Below are 17,222 nucleotides of genomic sequence, written 5' to 3'. Positions count from 1 at the left end.
CTCCTTAATTACTGATGATTGTCAGTGTATGGAAGTAACGCTAAATAGCGAGCGCGTTTGATTGCACGAGCTAATTGACGTTGGTACTTCGCACGAGTACCGGTAATACGGCTAGGTACAATTTTGCCGCTTTCTGAAATATAGTTCTTTAATGTAGCGATATCTTTGTAATCGATTTCAGCAACATTTTCCGCTGTAAAACGGCAGAACTTACGACGACGGAAATAACGTGCCATTTGGCTAGTCTCCTAATCTATAAATTCGATTTGCTCGGCATGTAAAACTAATTGGCATAACCCACTTTGGGTTTTATGTGATGTAATAAATCCCACCACCAAAATTTTACTACCGACCGTAATGCTTTGAGTTTTTTCTATCAATTGATTACCACTAATTTGAACTGGCATCTTTAACCAAGCTTGACGTGTGAAACCACCTTCAATCTGATCAGAACGATGTTCTAACAAAAACTTGCAATGCTCAATTCCACTAGGGCTCTTTAATCGCTTTGGTAACTGAGAAACGACTCCCATAACCGAAAAACGATTATCAATTTTCAAATTACTCTTCAGCATCCTCAAAATCGTTGTTTTCAACTTCAGCTAAAGGTTTACGTTCTTCTTTAGCCGCTTTCATTGGGGACGCTTCTGTTACGGCGTGCTTAGTATGGATAACAAGACTGCGTAATACAGCATCGTTATAACGGAAAGTCGTTTCTAGCTCGTCGATGACTTGTTGAGGCGCTTCTACATTCATAAGCACATAGTGTGCTTTGTGTAATTTATTAATTGGGTACGCTAATTGACGACGACCCCAATCTTCTAGGCGATGAACTTGACCACCAGCTTCTTTTACAGAACCGGTGTAACGTTCGATCATACCTGGTACTTGCTCGCTTTGGTCCGGATGAACCATAAACACGATTTCGTAGTGACGCATTACTGCTCCTTACGGGTTAATCAGCCTTTGACGTAGATCAGCCACCAATCTGCAAAGGCAAGGAACGAAAAATTCAATGTGGCTAAGGGTTGCGGATTATACCGATTTTTTTACGTTCCGCAACCAGTTTGAGTTCTTTTTGAACAAAAAAAGAAGGCCGATATTATAACAATATCGGCCTATCTCAAGTCTTCTGTGATTAACGACTGCGGAAAATAATACGACCTTTACTTAAATCATAAGGGGTCATTTCTACAGTCACTTTATCCCCAGTCAAAATACGGATATAGTTTTTACGCATTTTTCCAGAAATATGCGCAGTAACCACGTGACCGTTTTCCAACTCCACGCGGAACATAGTATTCGGTAAAGTCTCTAAAATTGTGCCTTGCATTTCAATGCAATCTTCTTTCGCCATTGTGTCCTCTAAAAATAATCGATTTTTTATCCGCACTTTAAGCGGAAAAGTTAAGAAAAACGGGCGGATTATAGCCGTTTTTGGCGTTAGACGAAAGATTAAAATGGTATTTTGTTGAAATGCACATTATTTTTTTAATAATTCGATTATAATGTTCCACTAAAGTCGATTAGATAAAGAATTTAATTTAGCATACGAGGCCAAGATGTAGCCTTATGCGGTATCACCTTTCCCAAGGTGGCACCCTATCTAAAAAACTAAAGCAAACTTTATTATGATGTTCGTTAATCTGTATGTAAAACAATAGCTTCAACTCAAGGGTTATTTATGGCTATACCTAAAATAATTGTAATTAGTTTAAAACATTCAACAAGAAGAGAAAATATTGCTAAGCGCCTTTCTGGTTTGGGGTTAGGATTTAGCTTTTTTGATGCGACAGATGGGAAAAAACTTCCTGCTTCCGTATTAGAATCTGTCGATTATGATTTCTATCCGAAACACTATTTATCACCTAAGCCCTTAACGCTCGGTGAAATTGGCTGTGCAATAAGTCATATTAAAGTTTATGAGTACATGGTAGAAAACAATATTAAAAGTGCCATTATTCTTGAAGACGATGCGATCGTTTCACAGCACTTTAAGGAAATTGTTGAAGATACGCTCAATAAAATTAATAAAAATCATGAGTTGATCTTTTTTGATCACGGAAAAGTTAAATCCCATTTCTTTAAGAAACGGATTGTGGAAAGATATAGACTTGCACATTACAAGGCACCTTCAAAAAATTCAAGAAGATGCATTATCTATGCAACCGCTTATTTAATTACACTATCAGGTGCTAAAAAATTACTTAATTACGCTTATCCAATAAGACTGCCTGCAGATTATCTAACGGGATTAATCCAAAAAACACGCGTTGAGACCTATGGTATTGAACCTCCATGTGTATTTAGAGGATTAAACAGCGACTCAGAAATAGACAAAATTGAGCATCGATATGAATAAGCTAAAAGTACTAAGGTTAAAAGTGGGGAAATGGATGCTCGATAAATCATCAAGATCAAACAATCCCCAAGGTTTAGAACATCCTAAGAGTTTATTATTTTTGCGACAAGATGGGAAAATTGGCGACTATATCGTGAGTTCTTTTGTTTTTCGGGAAATAAAGAAATTTAACCCTTTGATAAAAATTGGTGTCATCTGCACGAAACAGAACGCTTATCTGTTTCAAAGAAACCATAACATTGATGAGATTTATCTTGTAAAGAAAAGAAACATTCTCGACTACGTCAAGACGGCACTGTTCATTAGAAAAGAAAGATATGATGTTGTCATTGATCCAACTCTTGTACTTAGAAACCGAGACTTGTTGTTATTGAGAATACTCAATGCCCGTAATTATATCGGCTATAGAAAAGCAGATTATAATATTTTTAATATAAATATTACTAAAGACGGCCATTTTTCAGAAATTTACAAAGAAGCTTTAGCTCTGTCAAATATTAGTCTAATTGATGATCGCTATGACGTTCCGCAAGATGACTTAATTAAAAAAGAAATTCTTCAGTTTATTACGGACAACAAGTTAAATAACTTTATTGCCATTAACTTCTATGGAAATGGCAAAAATAGAAAGTTTGATGAGGCTCACATTGTAGATTATTTAGCATATATTAGAGACTCTCATAAACATCAGTTAGTCTTACTTTCAACGCCTAATACTCATGAGCATTTAAATAGAATCGCTAATCAATTTGATGATGCATTTGTTTATCCAAATCCTCACACAACGATCTATCATACAATTGAGTTGATTAGAAACTGTGCTCTACTTATTTCGGTTGATACATCAACGGTTCATATCGCTTCGGGGTTAAATAAACCTATGATTTGTTTTTACTCGCAAGACAAAGAAAATTTTACGCATTGGCACCCTAATTCTAAGAATACATGCCATATTCTTTATTATCACGATAATGTTAATGAGATCTCTCCGAAAAAAATAAAACCAGAGTGGCTAGATATTTAAAGATGCCAACCACAAACTTTATCATTTACTAGACTATTTTATGAACTCAAAAAAACACTTAGGCCATACGGCACGTAAACGCTTTGGTCAAAACTTTTTACATGATACTTCTGTAATTCAAGGTATCGTGGCGGCGATTTACCCACAACCTAATCAATTCTTAGTGGAAATTGGTCCTGGACTTGGTGCATTAACAGAGCCTGTTGGTGAACTTATCGATCATCTGACAGTGGTAGAGCTTGACCGAGACTTAGCAGAACGTTTACGTCACCATCCATTTTTACATCAAAAGCTCACCGTTATTGAAACGGATGCGATGCAATTTGATTTTGGTGAGCTTTATACAAAAGAAAATTTAGCAGAAAAAGGCCAGAAATTACGTGTGTTTGGTAACTTACCTTACAACATTTCCACGCCATTAATGTTCCACTTGTTTAAATATCATGATGTGATTCAAGATATGCACTTTATGCTGCAAAAAGAAGTGGTAAAACGCCTATGTGCCGCACCAAATAGCAAAGCTTATGGTCGTTTAACGATTATGGCGCAATATTTCTGCCAAGTGATGCCTGTGCTTGAAGTACCGCCTTCTGCATTTAAACCTGCACCGAAAGTAGATTCAGCCGTTGTGCGTTTAATTCCGCATAAAGAATTGCCGCATCCTGTAAAAGATTTATATTGGTTGAACCGTGTTTGCTCCCAAGCGTTCAATCAACGCCGTAAAACTCTGCGCAATGCGCTATCAACACTATTTTCAGCCAAAAATCTGACCGCACTTGGTATTGATTTAAATGCACGCGCAGAAAATTTAGCTATCGCAGATTATGCCCGTTTAGCGAACTGGCTGGCGGATAATCCACCTGAAAATGATGAAAATAATCTTTTTGAATCAACTGAGCTATAAATTGCCCAGTACATATTAATAAATAACCTAAGGATTCATAATGAAAAAAATAAAAGTTGGTTTGATTATAGATGAGTTTTTGGGTGGTGCTGGAACTGCTTATGTCAAAAATATTCATAATATAGCTGACTTCACAACAAACCTTAGAAAGGTAATAATTGATACAGTTAAAGAAGACTAATATGAATATCGCGTTTTCATCTGATAATAACTATGCACCATATTTAGCCGTTAGCATATTAAGTATATTAAAAAATAATTCGAAATCTGAAATTTGTTTCTATATTTTGGATTTTGGTATTGATAATAACAATAAAGAAATTATAGAAAATATCGTTTGCAATTATAGAAAAAGTATCAAGTTCATAGGCATAGATAAAGATAAATTTGCTAATTTTCCCATTACAATAAATTATATTTCTTTAGCAACCTATGCCAGATTAAATATAACTCAATATATCCCTGATGTAGATAAGTTACTTTATATTGATGTTGATACGCTAACAAATGGCTCATTAGATGATTTATGGAATACTGATATCGAACAGTATTCACTTGCCGCATGTAAGGATTTCTTTATTGAAATTGAGCAAGCCGATTACAAGACCCAAATTGGCTTAGAAAATCATCAGTATTTTAACGCTGGAGTGCTTCTTATCAATATGCGAAGATGGCGAGAATTGAATGTTCTAGAGATGAGTCTGACTTGGTTAAATAAATATAAGAATGTTATAAAGTATCAAGATCAGGATATCTTAAATGGTATTTTCAAAGACGATATTAAATTTATAAATACAAGATTTAACTTCACGCCATCTGAATCTGGCTATATAAAATATCGAAAAGAACGAGAAATTCAATTTCCTGCAGTTATTTACCATTATCCTGGACCAGATAAGTTTTGGTCTAGCCGAAGTTCTCACTTAAAAGCTAATTTAGGATATTCACTATTTAAGGAAATTAGCAATAGTTATCTTGGTTTTAAGGCTAATTTTGATGTTGTTGGCTTTAGCACAAAAGTAAGAAGACTCATTAGAGAAATTAAGTATAAATTTGTCTATCATATCTTTTAATTTTCTAAAATGAGAACCAGCTTAATTAGTGTTTTTAAGGTTTAAAGTATCATCACTTTGATTTTGCGTGTAAATTGATTTTTAGCCGTTCATTTACGAATATGCTTAAGAGATTAAGCCTATATAAAGAGTTTCATCTGATTATACTACCTAAAACGAACAATTTCTTTACCTTGTATTTCTTTCAGGCATTGTTGTTCTTTCCATTTATCTTTATTCAGTGCCCTAATAATATTTTCTTTTATCCGTACTAAGCGTTGCTTCAATGTTTTATTTTTCTTAATTTTAGGCTTGTTTTTTCTTTCTTGTTCTAGGTCGCTAACTAACAAACTTTCTTCTTGATTTAATTGTAATTCTTGAACACAAATGGCTGGGTTGAGTTGATATACTTGATAGATACCAACATTAACCTGTTCATTAAACATGATCTCATCAATTGCTTTGACTTTATCTACAGCGAGGTTTTCAAATAAATTAATGAGATATCTCGCTGCACCATTAGAGATAATATAACCTGCTGTACCAAAATGCTTTGATTTTAAAATATCCATGTTTCTTTCTTGGAAAGGTAAAATTTGTTGCTGGTGCTCCAGCTGAACAGGCATTAAAAATGTTTCTAAACGCAAAACAAAAATCTCTTGAAAATTGAACCGCATTTTTAGCCATTCATCATTAGCAAGAAACTGTTCTGCATTCTCACCAAGCAGAATATCATCCTCAAAAATAGAAATATAATCTAAATTATCGTCAACACACTTTTTCCATAACATAAAGTGACTCACCAAACAGCCCTTCTCTCCTGCTGTGAGCTTTGATGTAGCTTCAACATTTGGAAGATAACGCTGTAAATGAGCATCAAGTCGATCAGAAGGTGTGAATGCATCAAAAAATTCAAAGGGAATTTGTTTCTGACCGAATTGATCGATAATGTGATTTCGACGTTTATCCGCCGTTGAAATACTAATCACTACATTTTTATGTTCAATAGAATACATAGAAAAACATCATATCTGCCTTAAATTGCAGGCTATCTTACTATTTTAAGATCATGAAATGAATAGTATCTTCACAAAAAATCTATGCTAGAATTTATGGTAAATTTTTAGCATAAAGACTGCCAAAACCTAATAACCATAACTGGAGCATTGTAGAAAGAATGGCAACCTATTTTGTCGGTGACTTGCAAGGCTGTTATGATGAATTACAGCTTTTATTAGAATGTGTAGATTTCAACCCTACGCAAGATAAACTTTATCTCGTGGGGGATCTTGTGGCCCGTGGGGATAAATCACTTGAATGTCTTCGTTTTGTAAAATCACTTGGTAATGCCGCGCAAACCGTACTCGGCAATCACGATTTACACTTAATTGCGACCGCTCTGGGTATTAAAAAAGTAAAACCGCGTGATCGTGTTGATGCCATTTTTAACGCGCCCGATTTTGATGAACTGATTCATTGGTTACGCCACCAGCCATTACTTGTGCATAATGAAGAATTAAGCTTCCTGATGGCACACGCAGGTATTTCGCCTGATTGGGATTTGGAAACTGCTAAATCTTGTGCGGCTGAAGTTGAACAGATTTTACAGCACGGCGATTTTCATTATCTTATTGAAAATATGTATTCTGAACAGCCAGATCGCTGGTCGCCAGATTTGCAGGGCTTAGCGCGTCATCGTTACATTATTAATGCTTTCACTCGAATGCGTTTTTGCTATTTGGATCATCGCTTTGATTTTGCTTGTAAATCCCCTTTAAAAGATGCGCCAGCAGAGCTCACGCCTTGGTTTAATTTAGATAATCCACTTTATAAACAAATTCCCGTTGTCTTTGGGCATTGGGCAAGTTTAGTGGATGAACCTACGCCACAAGGTATTTATGCTTTGGATACTGGTTGTGTGTGGAATAATCGAATGACCCTGTTGCGTTGGGAAGACAAACAATTCTTCACGCAAAGTGCGGTCAAAAATTACAGTGATTTTTAAGGAAACACTATGCTCTCGCTTACTACTGAATCTTGTGAACTGTTCAATATTCCTTTCTATCAATTTGCCCAAATGAAAAAATTCTGTCCGGAAGAGATTCCGGCAATTAAAGCTGATTACAAATTACATTGGGATAATTGGAAAGCGATTATTCAAGAAGTGGCAAAGCAACTTGGCATGCCTTTTGCGAAACCGCATATTGAAAGCTGGACAAATGGCTGGCAGGTACGCGCGCATTTCTTCGCTTATTTTAAATACGAGTTCAACCAAAATTCTGCAGCAATCTTTTCTGTGCTATTAAATCGTCGCCGACTAAGAGTGTGTTTAGATTGGCATTGCTATCGTGCGGATCGCTCACAAATTAATGTGCAACAATATAATCAGTGGCTTGATCAATTTGATTTCAAACAATTTGCTGATTTTGATATTTGGCGAGAAGATGAAAGCGAATATGATGATTTTCGCCAAGTAAAAAGCATTTCTGAAAAAGATCTTCTCTTGCGTTCAGATGAGGATTTTTGGTGCATAGGAAAAAGCATTGAAAAATCGGAACTCAGTCAAATAAATCCCGTATCTTTTATCACTCAAACTATTCAAGCATTACAACCAATCTACGAATATTGCCATCAATAAAAGTGCGGTTATTTTCATGAAAGTTTTTCGCCCTGTTTAGTTGTTATGTTATCATCACATTAATTTAACATTTTTAACAATTTAAACTTTTAGGAGAGCTTTATGAAAAACGTCGTGATCGTTGGCGGGGGTGCTGGCGGCATTGAATTAGCGACATTCTTAGGTGATAAATTAGGTCGTAAAAAACAGGCTAAAGTGACGCTTGTGGATCGCAATGCGACCCACTTGTGGAAACCCTTATTACATGAAATTGCCACAGGTGTAATGGATGATGGCACGGATTCTCTGAGCTATCGTGCACACGGTAAAAACCACCATTTCAGTTTTGAACAGGGTTCAATCACACGTATTAATCGTGAACAAAAATATGTTGAACTCGCCCCTGTTTATAGTCAAGAAGGCGATATGCTCGTCGTTGCTCGCCGAATTCCTTACGATTATTTAGTGGTTGCAATTGGTAGCAAATCAAATGATTTCAACACAAAAGGTGTAGCTGATAACTGTATTTTCTTAGACAGCTCAGATCAAGCGTTGCGCTTTCAGCAAAAAATGTTGGAATTATTCCTTAAATTCTCTGAAAACCGTGCTTTAGATGATATTGGTGAAGAAGAATTTAAACAAAAATTAGTGGATGAAAATAATGTGAATATCGCCATTGTCGGTGGCGGAGCAACTGGTGTGGAATTAACAGCTGAGCTTTATCATGCTACGGAAGACTTATCTTCTTACGGCTATGGCAAGATTGATAACTCATGTTTACAAGTCACACTCGTTGAAGCTGGGCCTCGCTTACTGCCAGCTCTACCAGAAGATTTATCTGCTGCGGTATTAGACGAGTTGCAAGAAATGGGCGCGAACGTAAAATTAAATACAATGATCACCGAAGCTCAACCAAACACCCTTATCACCAAAGATGACGAAGAAATCAAAGCTGATCTGATTGTGTGGGCGGCGGGTGTTCGCACCTCAACAGTGACACAGCAATTCGATGGATTAGAACTCAATCGAATCAATCAATTAGTGGTAAGAGACACGCTTCAAACAACCGTTGATGACAGTATTTTCGCGATTGGTGACTGTGCAGCATTAATGCAACCAAACGGTAAATTAGTCCCGCCAAGAGCTCAAGCCGCACATCAAATGGCAAAAGCTTGTGCAAAAAATATCTTTGCACTTCTTGAGCAAAAACCATTAAAAGCATTTAAATATAACGATAAAGGAACCTTAGTTTCTCTGTCAGATTTCACCGCACTTGGTAGCTTAACCAATAAATTCGGTAAAAATCCACTTACCGTTCAAGGTAAATTTGCACAATTTGCCTATGTATCTTTATATAGAATGCATCAACATGCTTTGCACGGTTGTATTAAAATTGGTTTGATTATTCTGGTTGATAAACTAAATCGTTATTTAAAACCAAGATTAAAATTACACTAATCTTTAAAGATAAAAATGCGGTGAAAAATCACCGCACTTGTTATCGAAATTTAACTTCTTGTACAATTCGCTTAGCTGCAGCTATGGGCAATTGCCCAATAAAAGTAATTTCTTTTCCGCCACTCACTTCACTATAAATCGTATAAGCTCCTTGTTTCCAAGTATTTTCTGGTAGATTATTAGAGCCTGCATTAGAAACAAACAACGTAAAAGTAAATAAACCGTCGCTATATAATGCGCTATCTATGATTTCATTTTCCAATGTTTCTTGAGTATATCGAATTAAAGAAAAACCTTGTGGCAACCAACCTGCAGACCAAGTTATATCTGAATTTTGTTCATTTTTACTTTCTTTCAACAAAGGGGGCGTTGAGACTTTGTTAATATACTCCGTCAATCCTCTTAGTCTATCATCGATATAAAGTGTTACGACTCTGAACTGATCAAGTAATTTACCTTCACGATCAAGCATATCGCCGCGTAATAATAAACCATTTTCTTCATCTATAAACACTAAATACTGATATCGGAAATCATCTTTAGGGATAATACGAATCGTGTCAGCAAAACGACCAGCCACTCGATCTTTGCCTAGTTTTATAAAATCATAAACTGAAGAAAGTTTATCAAAATTAGCGCGAACAACTGCAGGCATTGCATCGACGATATTGCCACTATTAAGCGTAAATGCTTGAGTATTTGGTTGAAAATAACTAACTAAGTTATCACGCTGAATAATTTCTTGCTGACGGCCATCTAAAGTGACTAATTGTGCGTAGGTTTTCTTATCTTGTTTGATATGTCGATAACGAAACGAATCCATATTTGCTGGAGTAGTTTGCACAAAGGCAATTTCATAATTGAGATTATCCAATGCTTGTGTCATTTTATCTAAAGACTGCTTCGCAGAAAGCTCTTCAGCAGAAGCAATGCTACTTAATAGCAAAGAAAGAGAAAGTGCGGTAAATTTTAATGCGATTTTTTTCATAGAAATCTAAAGGATAAAAATTCACCACACTAAATAACAATTAGGTGGTGAATCAATAATCTGAACAAAGGAAACCAATTTATCTTACTTGACTGCTACTTACATCTAAAGCATCAGAGTGCATACGACGTTGTAATTCATAGTTTTGCAACATTGCGCCAATGCGACGACTTTTTTTCTCAAGCTGATCTGGAGTCAATGTATCTTTACTTGGCGCATTGTAGCTAACTTCTTGAACTGCATTATTAAATGGCAAGGTTTGCAACACCGGCACTTCTGGTAAATTAGACGCTTCGTTTTTACTATTGAAAGATTGAACACCAAGTACTGCCACTAAACATACGCCAGCAGCAACCGCAACTTGTGTCATTGGCGCAAAAAATGCCTTTAATTTTTGCATAAATACAGAATTATGCACATCTTCTGGTTCAGGTTGAGACACGGCAATGAGATCGACTTTCTTCACTTCTTCAGATTCAATTAAACCTGCCATTTTAGCGGTAAAATCAGCCCCTAAAAAGACCGCACTTTCTTTACGCATCACTGCACGTACAGCATGGAATGCCTGCCAAGATTCTTGTAATTCTTCGTCTTTCAATAAAGCATCTGTCAAGCCAGCCTCGACTTGTTCGCCATCCATATAGGCTGAAAGTTGCTCTTTTTGCATAGTAAACTCCGACTTTTTTATTCGCGTTGCATCAGTGGTTGAATTTTATTCTCAATAATTTCCCTTGCGCGGAAAATACGAGAACGAACCGTACCAACAGGACAATCCATAATTTCTGCAATCTCTTCATAACTTAAGCCTTCTAGCTCTCGCAAGGTGATTGCTGTTTTTAAATCTTCTGGCAAACTGTGAATCGTACTAAACACGATTCGTTCAAGTTCACTAGATAACATTTCATTTTCGGGTGTATCTACATCCCGCAAGTGCGTACCCACATCATAATTTTCAGCATCCTCAGCTAAAATATCTTCATTAGGTGGACGACGCCCTTGAGCCGTTAAATAATTTTTTGCCGTATTAACGGCAATTCGATAAAGCCATGTATAGAAAGCACTTTCGCCACGAAAAGATTCAATTGAGCGATAAGCCTTTATAAAGGATTCTTGCACTACATCAGGAATATCGTTACGTGATACATAGCGAGTCAAAAGCCCCGCTACTTTATTCTGATAACGAGAAACCAACAAATTGAAGGCTTTCTTATCCCCTTGCTGCACTCTTTCTACCAAAGCCTGATCTGTTAGCTGTTCAGCCATATTTCTCCTATGCCAATATCTAACACGCCTTAATATTCAAGACAGCAAGCTCTTGTTGCAATCTCAGACACAAGTGTGTGAAAAAAGTTCATACGTATCTTAATAATTTTAATTAGTTGTGATTTTTTGTACGTTTTGGATATATTCTACCATAGATTGAATTTCTGAATCTGATGATTGACCACGATTAAAAAACCAAGAAAACAGCTGCAGATCTGTACTTGCTAATAAACGAATAAATATATCTTTCTTGTCATCCGTTAATTCATCAAAATGCCCCAAATAAAAAGGCATAATGATTTTATCCAACTCTAACATTCCTCGGCGACAATCCCATTCAATACGGAGTTTATTATATTTTTCCATTTTTAATTCCTTAAATTTTAAGGGGCGATTATAGCCTAAAAAAATAACAATAAAAAAAGGTTGGCATATTTACCAACCTTTATTTTTCAATTTCATTATTTATTCTTTAATAAATCACGAATTTCTGTGAGCAAATCTTCTGATGTAGGACCTGCTTTTTTCTCTTCTGGTTTTCTCACTTTATTAAGAGCCTTAATCATTATAAAGATTGCAAAAGCAATAATAATGAAATCAATCACATTCTGAATAAACACACCGTAGTTTAAAGTAACAGCTGGAACATCGCCTTGTGCTTGAGCTAATACAAATTTCATATCTTTGAAATCAATACCACCCGTTAAAATACCTAACACAGGCATAAAAATATCACTGACAAGTGAGCTTACAATCTTACCAAACGCACCACCGATAATCACACCGACAGCCATATCTACAACATTACCGCGCATTGCAAATTCGCGAAATTCTTTAATAAAACTCATAATAATTTTTCCTTTAGAGATTGAATAAAAAGAGCGACGATTATAATGAGCCGATCTTAAAAGTAAATAAATCGTTAAATGAAGAATGCACTTGGCTGGAACAATTTTTCAATTTCAGGCACATTCTTCTTATCACTCAAATAAATCACCACATGATCGCCTTCTTCAATCACAACTTGGCGTCGTGCAACAATTACATCATTTCCACGCAATAAAGCACCAATAATGGTCCCCATAGGCAAACGCAGCTCACCAATTTTGCGCCCGACCACATTGGAGGTGCATTCATCACCATGCGCTACAATTTCAATAGCCTCAGCAATACCATGTCGTAATGTAGCCACATTTTTCACATCCCCTTTACGAACATGCCCAAGCAAAGCAGAAATTGTCGCTTGCTGTGGTGAAACTACAATATCAATACTTCCACCTTGAATCAGGTTTATATACGCAATTCGTTGAATCAACACCATGGCTTTCTTCGCGCCCAAACGTTTTGCCAATAAAGCGGACATAATATTCGCTTCATCATCACTACTCAATGAAAGGAACACATCGACATTTTCAATATGCTCTTCAAACAATAAATTTTGATCAGACGCATCACCATAAAAAACCAAGGTTTTTGAAAGTTTTTCAGCTAACAAATTAGCCCTTTCTTCATCACGCTCAATTAATTTTACAGTACAAACATTTTCCAAACATTTCGCAACGCCAGCGGCAACATTTCCGCCACCGACGATCATTACGCGTTTATAAGGTTTTTCTAAGCGTTGAAGTTCGCTCATTACTGCTTTTATATGCTCAGTTGCACAAATAAAAGTAATTTCATCACCGGCTTCAACAATAGTAGATCCCTGCGGACGAATCGGTTTGCCGTTACGCAAAATAGACATAATACGACAATCAATATGTGGCATATGTTCACGAAATGCGGAAAGCGCATATCCAACCAAAGGCCCACCATAATAAGCTCTTACCACAACCATGCTAATACGATTATTCGCAAAATGGGCGACTTGCAATGCCCCTGGATAAGTAATTAAGCGTGTAATTTCATCTGTTACAAGATTTTCAGGCGAAATCAAATGATCAATAGGTACATTCTCATCATTGAATAACTTATCTTTTTCACGTAAATATTCTGAATTACGAATACGGGCAATACGCGTTGGTGTATTAAATAATGTATAGCCCATCTGGCAGGCTACCATATTGATTTCATCAGAAGCTGTTACGGCAACCATTAAATCGGCATCGGCCGCACCTGCATCACGAAGCACTTTTGGTGATGATGGCGAGCCTTGCACCACACGCAAATCATGCTTTTCTTGTAAGGCTTGTAACTGTGGGGATTCGTTATCAACGAGTGTGATATCGTTATCTTCACTAACCAAATTTTCGGCAAGCGTTGTTCCTACCTGACCTGCGCCCAAAATGATAATTTTCATTATCGCTCTCCTTTATGCTCGTTTAAGCAATTTCGCATAATAGAACCCATCACCACTATTTGGTTGCGGAATGAATTGAAAACCCACCGCACTTTTATCATCACTAAAGGGTAATGGCAGTAACTCCGCATCCGCGTGAGCATTTAAAAACACTTGGATTTGTTCGCAATTTTCTTCGGGCAATACAGAACAAGTCGCATAAAGCAAAACACCATTTGGCTTCAGTTTTTCCCAAAGTGCACTCAGAATTTTCTTCTGTAGTTCAACAAGCTGAGCGATATCGGTTTCTTTACGTAACCATTTTATATCGGGGTGACGTCGAATCACTCCTGTAGCAGAACAAGGAGCATCAAGTAAAATTCGGTCAAATTTCACCGCACTTTTACCGATTTCAGCTAACCATTCGTCAGGTTGACTCGCATCACCACACACCACTATCGCTTGCTGATTTAAACGTTCAAGATTTTCTTCCACTCGTTTTAAGCGATGGGATTCTACATCTAATGCAATCACATTAGCTTGAGGTGCCAGTTCTAAAATATGGGTCGTCTTACCGCCCGGTGCCGCGCAAGCATCGAGGATCCACTCCTCATTTTTTGGCTCAAGCAACATTGCCGCCCATTGAGCACTCAAATCTTGTACCGTTACAGCACCTTCTTCAAAGTGCGGTAATTTTTGCACAGCAATCGGTATATCTAAACATAGCGCATTAGGATGATGGCTTGTTTTCGAAGAAATACCTTGTTCTTCAAGTAAAGTGCGGTAAGTTTCAAGGGCGTTTTTTTGTGAATTCACACGTAGCCACATTGGTGGTTTCTGATTGTTCGCCTCAATGATCTCACGCCAATTCGGATAGGCTTTTTTTAATTTATTCACGAACCATTCAGGGTGAAGCGTTTGCCAATTTTTATCGATAATGGCCAAAATTTCACCTTGCTCACGTAAAAACCTACGCAAAACCGCATTCACTAATCCTCTAAAACTATCAGATTTTAATGATTTTGTTGCGTTCACAACTTCATCAACTGCCGCATGAGCAGGCACTCGCATATAAAGCAATTGGTATAATCCCACAAGTAACAGGCAATGAACAATGCGAGTTTTACCTTTAAGCGGCTTATCCACAAGACGTTTGATAATTTGCTCTAAGCGAGGCAATACGCGACACACGCCAAAACAAATTTCTTGTAGTAAGGGCAAATCTTGAGCTTTTACAGAAAGTTGCACTTCTGGAATTAGCGCTGACAAGGATTTACCCTCATCTAATACTTGCAAAATTAAGTTTGCAGCAATAGCTCTGGTCGAAAGTGCGGTCATTTTTACTGAATTTTTTACTTTGATAGTTTTAGAAGAAAATTTTTTCATTATGCAAGCACCTTACCAATAGTAAACCATTCTGCACGGCCATTTAATAAATCTTGTGCAGACATAGGCTTTTTACCTGCAGGTTGCAATTGCAATAAGTTTAATACACCATCGACAGTCGCAATTTGAATGCCATTTTTATCCGCACTTAAAATAGTTCCCGCTGGTTTATCTTGATGAGGCAATACCTCCGCTTGATACACTTTTAAAGTTTGTGCATTGCCATCCTTATCTTCCGTTGAAAAATAGGCAATTGGCCAAGGATTAAAAGCGCGGATATTACGCTCAAGTTGCATTGCAGGAAGTGACCAATCTAATTGTGCCTCTTCTTTGGAAAGTTTTTCTGCATAATTACTTTGGCTGCCATCTTGTTTTTCCGCTATAAATTTACTGTTTTCAAGATTATCTAAAACATCGATTAATGCTGATGGAGCAAGCTCTGCCAGTTTGTTATAAAGACTTGTTGAAGTTTCAGTCGGTAAAATATCACAATAGACTTTGTGTAACATATCACCTGTATCTAAACCTTCATCCATTTGCATAATGGTTACACCAGTTTGTGCATCACCAGCCCAAATTGAGCGCTGAATAGGTGCCGCGCCTCGCCAACGAGGAAGAATAGAACCATGCACATTCAAACAACCTAAACGAGGGGCATCTAATACAGCTTTCGGTAAAATTAATCCATAAGCCACAACAACTATTACATCTGCATTTAACGCTTTTAGTTCAGACTGTGCCTCTTCTTTACGTAAGGATTTAGGTTGATAAACGGGAATGTTATTTTGCTCAGCAAGTTGCTTAACAGGGCTTGCTTGCAGTTTTTTACCGCGACCAGCTGGTTTATCAGGTTGAGTATAAACAGCGATCACATTATGTTGAGAATTTAGAATAGCTTGTAAATGCTGTGCAGCAAAATCTGACGTACCAGCAAAAATAATATTAAGTGATTTCATAATGTTCTACGTTATGGTAATTGATAGGAAAAAGTGCGGTTAAAATCAACCGCACTTTAATTAAGAATCAGAAGCTTATTGTTTCGCAATTTGTTTTTTATATTTCACCAATTTTTCTTTAATACGTTGGCGTTTAAGTGGAGAAAGGTAATCAACAAATAAAATGCCATTTAGGTGATCGATCTCGTGTTGAATACAGATCGCAAGCAAACCATCCGCATCTAAAGTAAATTCTTTACCATCACGATCTAACGCTCTCACTTTCACTTTTTCTTTACGAGGAACCAACGCACGGAACCCTGGAATGGATAAACACCCCTCTTCAATTCCTGTTTCGCCTTCAGAAGCCAAAATTTCAGGATTAATCAAGACAAGCTGATTTTGTTTATCACCTTCAACATCAATAGTAATAATACGTTGCAAAATATCTACTTGAGGTGCAGCTAAACCAATACCTTCCTCTTGATACATCGTATCAAACATATCATCAACAATTTTACGAATTGCATCATTAACTTCAGTAACAGGCTCACAAACAACCTTTAAGTGATCATCAGGATAAATTAATACATTAAGTGCGGTCATAATTTCTCTTGTTTTAAGGATAGAATTTTAGCGGGATTGTAGCACAGCTAATAAAACATTTATAGGAATGTGACTTCATATGAGTTGAAAAATCACTTACTTATTGAAAATTAAAATTAGAGTCTTATTTATTTAAATCATAAATAGATTATAAAAAACAAAAACCCCAGCTTTTCAAACTGGGGTTCTTCTGTTTTTATTTAATTTAGATATGTATTTGGTAACCTGGCGGTGCCCTACTCTCACATGGGGATGCCCCACACTACCATCGGCATTACAGCGTTTCACTTCTGAGTTCGGTATGGTTCAGGTGGTTCCACCGCACTATCGCCGCCAGGATAATTCTTTG

Annotated in this window: 22 protein-coding genes and 1 rRNA gene; 8 read left to right on the top strand and 15 right to left on the bottom strand. The window is 36.8% G+C overall.

Annotated features, from left to right (window positions below; genetic code table 11):
- Positions 1 to 8 precede the first annotated feature (8 nt).
- The 4 genes from rpsR to infA all read right to left on the bottom strand — a co-directional run bounded on the left by rpsR (position 9) and on the right by infA (position 1,357).
- Positions 9 to 236 carry a 30S ribosomal protein S18 gene (rpsR, locus tag DV434_RS08770; RefSeq protein WP_118811589.1) on the bottom strand — a complete coding sequence of 76 codons (228 nt, stop codon included), beginning with the start codon at positions 234 to 236 and terminating at the stop codon, positions 9 to 11.
- A gap of 12 nt (positions 237 to 248) precedes the next feature.
- Positions 249 to 575, bottom strand: a complete 327-nt coding sequence (gene priB / locus DV434_RS08765) for a primosomal replication protein N (protein WP_005630861.1) — start codon at positions 573 to 575, stop codon at positions 249 to 251.
- Positions 562 to 939, bottom strand: coding sequence for a 30S ribosomal protein S6 (gene rpsF, locus DV434_RS08760; RefSeq protein ID WP_005627620.1), 378 nt, complete (start codon positions 937 to 939; stop codon positions 562 to 564). The genes priB and rpsF overlap by 14 nt, the downstream gene beginning before the upstream one ends.
- A gap of 199 nt (positions 940 to 1,138) precedes the next feature.
- Positions 1,139 to 1,357, bottom strand: coding sequence for a translation initiation factor IF-1 (gene infA / locus DV434_RS08755; protein WP_005627617.1), 219 nt, complete (start codon positions 1,355 to 1,357; stop codon positions 1,139 to 1,141).
- Positions 1,358 to 1,684: 327 nt separating this feature from the next.
- On the opposite strand from infA, the gene DV434_RS08745 reads away from it, so the two are divergent.
- From DV434_RS08745 to DV434_RS08730, 5 genes are read left to right on the top strand one after another with little or no spacing between them, the layout of a single operon-like run.
- Positions 1,685 to 2,362, top strand: coding sequence for a glycosyltransferase family 25 protein (locus tag DV434_RS08745; protein WP_118785803.1), 678 nt, complete (start codon positions 1,685 to 1,687; stop codon positions 2,360 to 2,362).
- Complete coding sequence (locus DV434_RS08740; RefSeq protein WP_118785804.1) at positions 2,355 to 3,386, top strand: glycosyltransferase family 9 protein; 1,032 nt, start codon at positions 2,355 to 2,357, stop codon at positions 3,384 to 3,386. The genes DV434_RS08745 and DV434_RS08740 overlap by 8 nt, the downstream gene beginning before the upstream one ends.
- A 40-nt stretch (positions 3,387 to 3,426) precedes the next feature.
- A complete protein-coding gene (rsmA, locus tag DV434_RS08735; protein ID WP_118785805.1) occupies positions 3,427 to 4,290 on the top strand; it encodes a 16S rRNA (adenine(1518)-N(6)/adenine(1519)-N(6))-dimethyltransferase RsmA in 864 nt (287 codons plus the stop codon).
- Positions 4,291 to 4,330: 40 nt separating this feature from the next.
- Positions 4,331 to 4,471, top strand: coding sequence for a hypothetical protein (locus DV434_RS10830; protein WP_192881506.1), 141 nt, complete (start codon positions 4,331 to 4,333; stop codon positions 4,469 to 4,471).
- A gap of 1 nt (position 4,472) precedes the next feature.
- The gene (locus tag DV434_RS08730; RefSeq protein ID WP_118811588.1) at positions 4,473 to 5,363 is read left to right on the top strand and encodes a glycosyltransferase family 8 protein; all 891 of its coding nucleotides are present in this window, start codon (positions 4,473 to 4,475) and stop codon (positions 5,361 to 5,363) included.
- 146 nt (positions 5,364 to 5,509) lie between these two features.
- On the opposite strand, the gene DV434_RS08725 is transcribed toward DV434_RS08730, so the two are convergent.
- Positions 5,510 to 6,358, bottom strand: a complete 849-nt coding sequence (locus DV434_RS08725) for a glycosyltransferase family 25 protein (RefSeq protein ID WP_118785807.1) — start codon at positions 6,356 to 6,358, stop codon at positions 5,510 to 5,512.
- 161 nt (positions 6,359 to 6,519) lie between these two features.
- On the opposite strand from DV434_RS08725, the gene apaH reads away from it, so the two are divergent.
- The 3 genes from apaH (at position 6,520) to DV434_RS08710 (ending at position 9,417) form a co-directional block, all read left to right on the top strand.
- On the top strand, positions 6,520 to 7,347 hold the full coding sequence (apaH, locus tag DV434_RS08720) for a bis(5'-nucleosyl)-tetraphosphatase (symmetrical) ApaH (protein WP_118785808.1): 828 nt from the start codon (positions 6,520 to 6,522) through the stop codon (positions 7,345 to 7,347).
- 9 nt (positions 7,348 to 7,356) lie between these two features.
- Positions 7,357 to 7,980 (top strand): glucose-6-phosphate 1-dehydrogenase family protein, encoded by a 624-nt coding sequence (locus DV434_RS08715; RefSeq protein WP_118785809.1) that lies wholly within the window; start codon positions 7,357 to 7,359, stop codon positions 7,978 to 7,980.
- A 102-nt stretch (positions 7,981 to 8,082) separates the two neighbouring features.
- A complete protein-coding gene (locus DV434_RS08710; protein WP_118811587.1) occupies positions 8,083 to 9,417 on the top strand; it encodes an NAD(P)/FAD-dependent oxidoreductase in 1,335 nt (444 codons plus the stop codon).
- 40 nt (positions 9,418 to 9,457) lie between these two features.
- Here the strand turns inward: DV434_RS08710 and rseB are convergent, their stop codons facing one another.
- The 10 genes from rseB to rrf all read right to left on the bottom strand — a co-directional run bounded on the left by rseB (position 9,458) and on the right by rrf (position 17,211).
- Entirely contained in the window at positions 9,458 to 10,405 is a 948-nt protein-coding gene (gene rseB, locus DV434_RS08705) for a sigma-E factor regulatory protein RseB (protein ID WP_118785811.1), read from the bottom strand.
- A 79-nt stretch (positions 10,406 to 10,484) separates the two neighbouring features.
- Complete coding sequence (locus tag DV434_RS08700; RefSeq protein ID WP_118785812.1) at positions 10,485 to 11,072, bottom strand: sigma-E factor negative regulatory protein; 588 nt, start codon at positions 11,070 to 11,072, stop codon at positions 10,485 to 10,487.
- A 17-nt stretch (positions 11,073 to 11,089) separates the two neighbouring features.
- Positions 11,090 to 11,668, bottom strand: a complete 579-nt coding sequence (gene rpoE / locus DV434_RS08695; RefSeq protein WP_005627595.1) for an RNA polymerase sigma factor RpoE — start codon at positions 11,666 to 11,668, stop codon at positions 11,090 to 11,092.
- Positions 11,669 to 11,776: 108 nt separating this feature from the next.
- Positions 11,777 to 12,034, bottom strand: coding sequence for an FAD assembly factor SdhE (locus DV434_RS08690; protein WP_032803407.1), 258 nt, complete (start codon positions 12,032 to 12,034; stop codon positions 11,777 to 11,779).
- A gap of 95 nt (positions 12,035 to 12,129) precedes the next feature.
- On the bottom strand, positions 12,130 to 12,516 hold the full coding sequence (gene mscL, locus DV434_RS08685; RefSeq protein WP_118785813.1) for a large-conductance mechanosensitive channel protein MscL: 387 nt from the start codon (positions 12,514 to 12,516) through the stop codon (positions 12,130 to 12,132).
- Between the two features lie 74 nt (positions 12,517 to 12,590).
- A complete protein-coding gene (gene trkA, locus DV434_RS08680; protein WP_118785814.1) occupies positions 12,591 to 13,967 on the bottom strand; it encodes a Trk system potassium transporter TrkA in 1,377 nt (458 codons plus the stop codon).
- 12 nt (positions 13,968 to 13,979) lie between these two features.
- Complete coding sequence (rsmB, locus tag DV434_RS08675) at positions 13,980 to 15,332, bottom strand: 16S rRNA (cytosine(967)-C(5))-methyltransferase RsmB (protein WP_118785815.1); 1,353 nt, start codon at positions 15,330 to 15,332, stop codon at positions 13,980 to 13,982.
- On the bottom strand, positions 15,332 to 16,288 hold the full coding sequence (fmt, locus tag DV434_RS08670) for a methionyl-tRNA formyltransferase (protein ID WP_118785816.1): 957 nt from the start codon (positions 16,286 to 16,288) through the stop codon (positions 15,332 to 15,334). The genes rsmB and fmt overlap by 1 nt, the downstream gene beginning before the upstream one ends.
- Before the next feature lie 75 nt (positions 16,289 to 16,363).
- On the bottom strand, positions 16,364 to 16,873 hold the full coding sequence (gene def / locus DV434_RS08665) for a peptide deformylase (protein WP_005633001.1): 510 nt from the start codon (positions 16,871 to 16,873) through the stop codon (positions 16,364 to 16,366).
- 223 nt (positions 16,874 to 17,096) lie between these two features.
- Positions 17,097 to 17,211: ribosomal RNA gene (gene rrf, locus DV434_RS08660) — 5S ribosomal RNA — on the bottom strand.
- Positions 17,212 to 17,222: the final 11 nt, after the last annotated feature.

The organism is Haemophilus haemolyticus, assembly GCF_003493685.1.
Lineage (GTDB): Bacteria > Pseudomonadota > Gammaproteobacteria > Enterobacterales > Pasteurellaceae > Haemophilus > Haemophilus haemolyticus_O.
Note: the sequence above shows the minus strand (reverse complement) of the source record. Positions and strands in the feature narration are given on the sequence as shown.